This window comes from Ilumatobacter sp. (assembly GCF_041688325.1).
In the GTDB taxonomy this organism is placed as follows: domain Bacteria; phylum Actinomycetota; class Acidimicrobiia; order Acidimicrobiales; family Ilumatobacteraceae; genus Ilumatobacter_A.
In genome coordinates this window covers 1-7,896 of sequence record NZ_JBDNIJ010000301.1, presented here as the reverse complement: position 1 = coordinate 7,896, position 7,896 = coordinate 1, and the positions used below count along the sequence as shown (strand labels likewise).

The following is a 7,896-nucleotide window of genomic DNA, read 5'->3' as shown; positions in this document are numbered from 1 at the left end:
GCTCACCGAGGCCGCCATCGACGGCCGCGCCGATCACCTCATTGGTCTCAAGGAAAACATCATCCTCGGCAAGCTGATCCCAGCTGGCACGGGTATGCCGAAGTACCGCGAGTTCGGTATCGAAGCACCGGACTACGAGCCGATGACGTTCTACTCAAGTGACGATGGCGTCGAAGATCCCGCAGCGTTCCTCGCGAACCTGCATGGTTCGTACGACGCCGCCAAGGCCACGGAGCCGATCGGCTGATGACCAACTGAATTGCACTGCGGCCCGGGTCGTCTCCTTGTGAGATTGCCCGGGCCGTTGCGCGTTCCAGCCTCCGGTCAGCGCTCGGCCGCTTGGTCAGGGACGGTCGCCAGTACGGTGCACGAAATGGCGGACGGCATGGCAAGCATGATCGATCTGGCTTCCCGGTCGGGGTTGTTCAGCCCTGTCCGTCTCGCTGCACTCGCCAGTGCTGCGGTTCGATGGGGGCCAACACTCGCTGCCCCGGTAGCGGCTTCGGCACTTGCCAATCCAGGTGGCGCGGCAATCATCGACGACCGCGGCTCGATCACTTGGCGGGACCTTGATACACAGTCGACTCGCCTTGCCGAGGGCCTGCACGCTCTGAGTGTCGGTCGAGGCGATCGTCTTGGGTTGATGTGTCGCAACCATCGCGAGTTCGTTGAGTTGACGGTTGCTGCTGCAAAGGGCGGTATCGAAGTCGTCTATCTCAACACTGGGTTCGCCGCGCCGCAGTTGAACGAAGTACTGGCAAGAGAATCCATAACGGCCGTGGCGATCGACGCCGAGTTCGCCAGCATGCTGGACCCTGCAGGGATTGTTCGTGTCATCGTGGTCGGAGACGGCGGGTCCGCCCGCGGCACCCCGATCACCGAGGTGCGTGCTCGGCGGTTGTGGCGGTTGCCGCTACGCGCCTCGCTCCCGATCAACCCGGTGCTCCTCACGTCGGGCACGACGGGCACTCCAAAGGGTGCGCGTCGGTCGGGACGTATCGATCCAGCTGCTGCAACGTCGATCCTCCAGCGCGTTCCCTACCGCTCCGATGATGTCGTCTGCATTGCTTCGCCACTTTTCCACGCCTGGGGGTTCGCCCAGCTCGGTATCGCGACTGCGCTCGGTTGCACGACGGTCGTGTCGGCATCGTTCAGTGCCCCAGTCATACTCGAGCAGATCCCCAAACATGCTGTCAGTGTCCTGGCAGTGGTGCCTGTGCTGCTGCAGCGTCTCCTTGACTCACCGGATTTCGACGAGGCCGATCTGTCAACGCTGCGGATCATCGCGTCGAGCGGTTCAGCGCTGCCGGTTCCAACTGTCGTCGACTGGCTCAGTCGCGTCGGTCCCAACCTCTACAACCTGTACGGCTCGACCGAGGTCGGACAAGCAACCCTTGCGACGCCCACTGACCTGTGCGCTCACCCGGACACGGCCGGGCGCACACTTGACGGCACGGAGATCGGCATTTTCGACGATGACGGCAGCCTGCTGCCGGTCGGGAGCGTTGGCCGTATCTTCGTGGGCAGTGGCGCCCAATTCGACGGCTATACCGGCGGCGGTGGTAAAGAGGTCATCGAGGGCCTGATGTCGACCGGCGACGTCGGCCACCTCGACGAAACGGGCTTGCTGTACGTCACCGGACGCGCTGACGACATGATCGTCAGTGGTGGCGAGAACGTGTTCCCCCAGGAAGTGGAGGACGTTCTACTCGCCGACGATCGCATTGCTGACGTCGCGGTGGTCGGGGTGCCTGACCACGACTTTGGTCAGCGACTAGCGGCGTTTGTTGTCAAGGCGCCCGGGGCAAAGATCACCAAGCCGGAGGCCCGCGCGCTCGTCGCCGATCAGTTGGCTCGCCACAAGGTTCCGCGTGACGTGACTTTTCGTGCCGAATTGCCCAGAACGGCCACCGGCAAGATCCAGCGCTCCAAGCTGGCAAACCCCGCCTTGTGAGCGCGCGTGGGACCGCGCGCCCTATTATAACGGCGGGCACAGCGCGAGCTTGGACCGTTCGTTGGGTTGCAGGAACACGATCGCGATGTCTTGCCCGACTGCCTCGATGCTGCCGTCGAGGATCAGCTGCCCCACCTTGAAATCGATCAGGCATTGCCGGACGCCAGCCATTGCCGCGATGAACAACGGGGCACCCGTGTCTTCTGGAGGCAGGCCGAGTGAGGAGATGTCCGAGGTTGCATCGCCGCCGCTCAGCTCGATCTGGAGCGCTACTTCCGACTCGGCGAGCGCACCGATGTTTCCACCGGCACGCACGGCATACGTCGCGCCTGGAACAACGACTGCGTGGACCGCGCCGTTGATCCCAATCGCGCGTCGTTGAGGAACGATCTGATTGAGTTCGCTCGCTCCGAGAGCTGTCCCCACCAGCAGAACGGCGACGCCGCCGGCGACGATTGCACTGGTGTCGAACCAAGCGAAACGCTCCACTGCAGGGTCGTCGAGCACGGCCGCGACGATGGTCGAGACGGTCACGGCAACTGCGATGACTGAAATCGCGCTGACCGACGCGAACAGATAACCGAACAACGGTGGGACGAACCGGCTCATCGATACAACAGCGGTGCTGGAGAGTGCGATGAGCACGACGATCGTTGCTCGGTCGTGTTGCGTTCCGGCACGCAAAGCCAGGCCGATGGCGAGCAGGCTGATCAGCGCCCACGCCGCAAGGGGAACCGCTCCACCGGTTCCCGTCACCATCTCGGAACCAGGCCGGAGGTACGTCCCTGCGAGCATTTCGCCGGGATGCACGATGCGTCCGGCCAGCGCGAGGGCGTTCGACAATCCCAACTGATCATCGCCTGCACTGCTCGCTTCGAGGAGGGCCGAGGTGTTCGACCGGCCATTGTTCAGCGCATCGACCAGCGGGCCCGACCACATCACGACGAATGCGCCAAGAGCGGTCGGACCCACCCAGCGAGGAGCGTCGGCGCCTCTGTCCCACTCCCAGCGGCCGGTCTTGGCGAGCGCCGACAGTCCGATGACGATGCTGATGATTACGAGCGCAGGAGGCGCCGCAGACACATGCATCTGTGCAGCCGCGCTCGCACACAGAACGGCCTGGGCCCACCGGCCCGTGCGAACGAACATGAACAGGCCCCATGCGCCAGCAAAGAGAGCTGTTGCGGCGAGAAGCGGATTCCACGGCACGTGTAATTGCTTGCCGAACGCGACGTACATGATGGCCACTGAGACTGCCGCGGTGCAGGCGCCGCGTGTCGATGCCCACTTCCAACCAGCGCGGATCGACAGACCGAACATCAGGGTGTGGAAGATGATCGTCGTAGCGGGGAGGGCAGCGGCCCGGCCGCCACTCACGAGGTACGGGAAAAAAAACAGCCACTCCCGAATTGGGCCCGGATGCTTGAAGTTCAATCGTGAATACGTCCCGACGAGCGGAATCTCCCCATCGCTCATCTGCTCGAGCGCGAGCTGGAACACGGCGTGGTCGTTCGTCGCGATCCAGAAGCGATAGCGCCAGAGCAGCGCGACCCACAGCAGGCCGAGCAGTGCGACAGCGCCGACCACAACCGCGAACCCTGGTGAGCGCGATTGGTGTAATTCGGCTGCAGCTGTCGAGGTCGCCTGACTCGCTGGTGGAGAAAAGGAGTGCGGATCTACCGCCAGCTCAGGCATCCGGCGATGATAGGCGGCCGGCTGAGGGTGAAAGGCGGGCCGTCACCGAGTTGCGCGATCTCACCGACGCACCTAGCATTGCACGGTCCTCTCATCGAATGTCTTCTGGCATTCGGTGTATGGCGGCCGGCCACGTTCGTGGTTCCGGCCAACCCACCCCATGCCGTCGTATCGATCGGTGCGCACGGTCAGTCCAGACGAACGAGGTTTCATTCGTGCCAACAATTCAACAGCTCGTCCGTCAAGGACGAACTTCCAAAGTAACGAAGTCGAAGACGCCGGCGCTCAAGGGCTCCCCGCAGCGTCGTGGCGTGTGTACCCGCGTGTACACGACCACCCCGAAGAAGCCGAACTCGGCGCTTCGCAAGGTCGCACGCGTGCGTCTCAACTCCGGTATCGAGGTCACGGCCTACATCCCGGGTGAGGGCCACAACCTGCAGGAGCACTCGATCGTGCTCGTCCGTGGTGGTCGTGTTCGCGACCTTCCCGGTGTCCGCTACAAGATCATCCGCGGCGCGCTTGATGCCGTTGGCGTCAAGAACCGCAAGCAGTCGCGCAGCCGTTACGGCGCCAAGAAGGAAAAGTAGGCTGAACGATGCCTCGTAAAGGTCCCGCACCCCGCCGCGAACTTGTCGCGGATCCCATCTACAAGAGCGTCGTCGTCACGCAGCTGATCAACAAGGTTATGTTGCACGGCAAGCGCACGATCGCTGAAAAGATTGTCTACGACGCAATGATCATCGTTCAGTCTCGCCTCGAAGGCGAAGAGCTGGCGATCGACAGTGTCAAGCGTGCGATCGACAACCTGAAGCCGCCACTTGAGGTCCGGAGCCGCCGCGTCGGTGGAGCCACCTACCAGGTGCCGGTCGAAGTGCGTCCGCGCCGTTCGACCACGCTGGCTATTCGCTGGCTCGTCGACTTCGCTCGGGCCCGTCGTGAAAAGACGATGTCCGAGTGCCTCGCAAACGAGATCATGGACGCGTCCACCGGCCTCGGTGCTGCGATGAAGCGTCGCGATGACATCCAGAAGATGGCTGAGTCGAACAAGGCGTTCGCTCACTACCGCTGGTAATTCGAATTGCACGAAAGCCCCGAAGCCTTGTGAGGCTTCGGGGCTTTCGTCGTTTTCGAACTCCGGTACCTGTGGTTCACGAGTGCACTATGTTTTCGGCAGGGGAATTCTGACGTCAAGGAGAACTCGATGAACGTGCAATCCATATTGTCGGTCAAGGGCAATGCAGTCGCCACGATTGCGTCGACGGCCACGCTGTCTGACGCGGTGAGCTCACTTCGTGATCACGGCGTCGGTGCGCTGGTGGTCTGCGACGATGGCAAGACGATCGCCGGCATCCTGTCCGAACGCGACGTCGTCCGCTCGATTGCCACACACGGCGACGATACGTTGCATCTCATGGTCGAGTCGGCCATGTCAAGCAACGTCATCACGTGCCAACCTGCCGACACGATCGACGTGTTGATGAAGGCGATGACCGATCGCCGTATCCGTCACCTTCCGGTGCTCGAAGCGGACGGGTCGATGGCGGGCGTCATCAGCATCGGTGATGTCGTCAAGTACCGCCTCGGCGAACTCGAGAGCGAGAACAATCAGCTCCATGACTACATCGAAGGTCGCGTCTAATCCACGCCCGAACGCTCCCATCTCCCGAAACTGAGACCCTTCAGCCTCGCCCGTGACGAGAAACGGTCTCCATTTTGGGCTGGGTTTGGGCTGGGTTTGGGCTGGGGTGGGCTGGGTCGCGGAACAACGGCGCAAACGGGGGTTGCGGTTGGATTTGGACCGATACACTGAGCGGCCTTGTGCACGCATGCACAAGATTGCACCCCCCGAATGCGTAGCACCGGAATCTGCCGGTCGCCTGCGTGACAACGCCCTTTGAGATGGAAGTGAAGTAGAAGATGGCTCAGCGAGAGTTTCCCCTGGAGCGCACCCGGAATATCGGGATTATGGCGCACATCGATGCCGGTAAGACGACGACGACCGAGCGCATCCTCTACTACACCGGTAAGAGCTACAAGATCGGTGAAGTACACGACGGCGCAGCGACCATGGACCATATGGCTCAGGAGCAAGAGCGCGGCATCACCATCACCTCCGCTGCGACCACCTGCGTGTGGGACAACCACCGCATCAACATCATCGACACGCCGGGCCACGTTGACTTCACCATCGAAGTCGAGCGCTCGCTGCGCGTGCTCGACGGTGCTGTCACCGTCTTCGACTCGGTGGCCGGCGTTGAGCCGCAGACCGAAACCGTGTGGCGTCAGGCCAACACGTACAACGTGCCCCGCATGTGCTTCGTCAACAAGATGGACCGCATCGGCGCCGACTTTTACCGCACGGTGCAGATGGTTATCGACCGCTTGCAGGCCAACCCGCTCGTCATCCAGCTGCCCATCGGCGCAGGCGGCCCCGAAGCTGTTAAGGCGTTCGAGGGCCTCGTCGACATCGTCAAGATGAAAGCGCTGATCTGGGACAACGAAGAGCTCGGTGCCACCTGGGACGAGACCGACATCCCAGAAGACATGGTCCAGATGGCCGCCGAATACCGCGAAGCGATGATGGAAACCATCGCGACGCAGGACGAAGCGCTCATGGATGCGTACCTCGCCGGTGAAGACATCCCCGAGAAGACCATTAAGGCCGCCATCCGTAAGGGCACCCTGGCATTCGACTTTGTCCCGATCCTCTGCGGTTCGGCATTCAAGAACAAGGGCGTTCAGCCCATGCTTGACGCCGTCGTCGACTTCATGCCGAGCCCGGTGGACATCCCGCCGGCACATGGCACCGTCATGCGGGGCGGCGAAGAAGTCGACATCTACCGCAAGGCCGATATCAACGAGCCCTTCGCAGCGCTCGCCTTCAAAATCGTTGCCGACCCCTTCGGCAAGCTCACCTACTTCCGGGTGTATTCCGGCGAGATCTCCAAGGGCGAAGAGGTCTACAACTCCGTCAAGGAAGACCGCGAACGTCTTGGTCGCATCCTGCTGATGCACGCCAACCAGCGCGAAGACATCGACGTGGCAATGGCTGGCGACATCGTTGCCGGTCTCGGGTTCAAGAACGTCACAACCGGCGACACACTTTGTGACCGGAACGACCCGATCATCCTCGAGCGGATGGAATTCCCCGAGCCGGTCATCCACGTTGCCATCGAGCCGAAGACAAAGTCCGATCAGGAAAAGTTGGGCAAGGCCCTCAAGTCGCTCTCCGACGAGGACCCCACCTTCCGCATCCGCGCCGACCACGAGACTGGCCAGACCGTCATCTCGGGCATGGGCGAGCTCCACCTCGAAGTGCTCGTCGACCGCATGCGGCGCGAGTTCAGTGTCGAGGCAACTGTCGGCAAGCCGCAGGTCGCCTACCGCGAGACGATCACCAAAGAAGTCACCAACGTCGAGTACCGCCACATCAAGCAGTCCGGTGGTACCGGTCAGTACGCCGTCGTCAAGATCAACATGGAGCCGAACCCCGGTAAAGGCTTCGAATTCGAAGACAAGATCACGGGTGGAAAGATCCCGCGTGAGTACATCAACCCGACCGCGCAGGGCCTCGAAGCAGCCATGGACAACGGCGTCCTCGCCGGATACACCACTGTTGACGTCAAGGTTTCCTTGGTCGACGGTTCGGCTCACGACGTTGACTCCTCGGAGATGGCATTCAAGATCGCCGGCCAGCAGGCATTCCGCAAGGCCGCCGAAATGGCCAAGCCGGTCCTGATGGAGCCAATCATGAAGGTCGAAGTCGTCACGCCTGAGGACTACATGGGCGACGTCATGGGCGACATCAGCAGTCGTCGTGGCCGCATTGGCCAGATGGAAGCCCGCGGTAACACGCAGGTCGTCAACGCGACCGTGCCACTGTCCGAAATGTTCGGTTACAGTACCGACCTGCGTTCACGTACTCAGGGCCGTGCGACCTACACCATGCAGTTCGAGGAGTACCAACAGGTACCCGCAGCAATTGCAGACGACATCATCAAGCGCGTCCGAGGCGAATAGCCCCGGCACCGTTCATTCGTGAACGACGCAACACACCAGACCTTTGAAAACCCACGAAGACCGACACTAAGAGAAGAGTTATTGCAATGAGCAAAGTGAAGTTCGAGCGGAACAAGCCGCACGTGAACATTGGCACCATGGGTCATATTGACCATGGTAAGACGACCCTGACTGCAGCGATCTCCAAGACCCTGTCGGATCGTGGGTTGGCTGAATTTACTGACTTT

General features: G+C 61.7%; 8 protein-coding genes. 7 read left to right on the top strand and 1 reads right to left on the bottom strand.

The genetic code is table 11. The features are described from left to right. Together ACH2EI_RS15835 and ACH2EI_RS15830 are read left to right on the top strand one after the other, a co-directional pair. On the top strand, positions 1 to 247 hold a 247-nt coding region (locus ACH2EI_RS15835), incomplete at its 5' end, for a hypothetical protein (protein ID WP_395160751.1). A 126-nt stretch (positions 248 to 373) separates the two neighbouring features. Next, positions 374 to 1,954, top strand: a complete 1,581-nt coding sequence (locus ACH2EI_RS15830; RefSeq protein WP_395160749.1) for an AMP-binding protein — start codon at positions 374 to 376, stop codon at positions 1,952 to 1,954. A gap of 24 nt (positions 1,955 to 1,978) precedes the next feature. Here the strand turns inward: ACH2EI_RS15830 and ACH2EI_RS15825 are convergent, their stop codons facing one another. Then, the gene (locus ACH2EI_RS15825) at positions 1,979 to 3,649 is read right to left on the bottom strand and encodes a hypothetical protein (RefSeq protein WP_395160747.1); all 1,671 of its coding nucleotides are present in this window, start codon (positions 3,647 to 3,649) and stop codon (positions 1,979 to 1,981) included. A 215-nt stretch (positions 3,650 to 3,864) separates the two neighbouring features. On the opposite strand from ACH2EI_RS15825, the gene rpsL reads away from it, so the two are divergent. From rpsL to ACH2EI_RS15800, 5 genes are all read left to right on the top strand, one after another. Beyond that, positions 3,865 to 4,236, top strand: coding sequence for a 30S ribosomal protein S12 (rpsL, locus tag ACH2EI_RS15820; protein WP_394932016.1), 372 nt, complete (start codon positions 3,865 to 3,867; stop codon positions 4,234 to 4,236). Positions 4,237 to 4,244: 8 nt separating this feature from the next. Beyond that, positions 4,245 to 4,721, top strand: a complete 477-nt coding sequence (rpsG, locus tag ACH2EI_RS15815; RefSeq protein WP_394932015.1) for a 30S ribosomal protein S7 — start codon at positions 4,245 to 4,247, stop codon at positions 4,719 to 4,721. Between the two features lie 129 nt (positions 4,722 to 4,850). Then, the gene (locus tag ACH2EI_RS15810) at positions 4,851 to 5,288 is read left to right on the top strand and encodes a CBS domain-containing protein (protein ID WP_395151698.1); all 438 of its coding nucleotides are present in this window, start codon (positions 4,851 to 4,853) and stop codon (positions 5,286 to 5,288) included. Between the two features lie 278 nt (positions 5,289 to 5,566). After that, positions 5,567 to 7,669 (top strand): elongation factor G, encoded by a 2,103-nt coding sequence (fusA, locus tag ACH2EI_RS15805; protein WP_395151696.1) that lies wholly within the window; start codon positions 5,567 to 5,569, stop codon positions 7,667 to 7,669. Positions 7,670 to 7,755: 86 nt separating this feature from the next. Then, on the top strand, positions 7,756 to 7,896 hold a 141-nt coding region (locus ACH2EI_RS15800), incomplete at its 3' end, for a GTP-binding protein (protein ID WP_395151705.1).

Bases quoted from the DNA above. Each gene is read 5' to 3' on its own strand.
- ACH2EI_RS15830 (WP_395160749.1), top strand. From the start codon at position 374: ATGGCGGACGGCATGGCAAGCATGATCGATCTGGCTTCCCGGTCGGGG.
- ACH2EI_RS15825 (WP_395160747.1), bottom strand. From the start codon at position 3,649: ATGCCTGAGCTGGCGGTAGATCCGCACTCCTTTTCTCCACCAGCGAGT.
- rpsG (WP_394932015.1), top strand. From the start codon at position 4,245: ATGCCTCGTAAAGGTCCCGCACCCCGCCGCGAACTTGTCGCGGATCCC.
- ACH2EI_RS15810 (WP_395151698.1), top strand. From the start codon at position 4,851: ATGAACGTGCAATCCATATTGTCGGTCAAGGGCAATGCAGTCGCCACG.
- fusA (WP_395151696.1), top strand. From the start codon at position 5,567: ATGGCTCAGCGAGAGTTTCCCCTGGAGCGCACCCGGAATATCGGGATT.